The sequence below is a fragment of the Neisseria sp. P0001.S005 genome (genome assembly GCF_051963715.1).
Genome location: NZ_JBQCTZ010001009.1, coordinates 1 through 254 on the forward strand (window position 1 = coordinate 1; position 254 = coordinate 254).

The 254-nt window shown below is 51.6% G+C and carries 1 protein-coding gene; it reads left to right on the top strand.

Going from position 1 to position 254, the window contains the following annotated elements; all coding sequences use genetic code 11:
• On the top strand, nt 1–254 hold a 254-nt coding region (locus ACTHSP_RS23880), incomplete at both ends, for a S1 RNA-binding domain-containing protein (protein WP_440347215.1).

A 254-nucleotide genomic window follows, 5' to 3' on the forward strand; every position in this document is an offset into this window, starting at 1 on the left:
ATCGTTAAAAACATCACCGATTACGGTGCATTCGTTGACTTGGGCGGCATCGACGGTCTGTTGCACATCACCGACTTAGCATGGCGCCGTGTGAAACACCCAAGCGAAGTTTTGGAAGTTGGTCAAGAAGTAGAAGCCAAAGTCCTGAAATTCGACCAAGACAAACAACGCGTTTCTCTGGGTATGAAACAACTGGGCGAAGATCCTTGGAGCGGCCTGACCCGTCGTTACCCACAAGGTACCCGCCTGTTCGG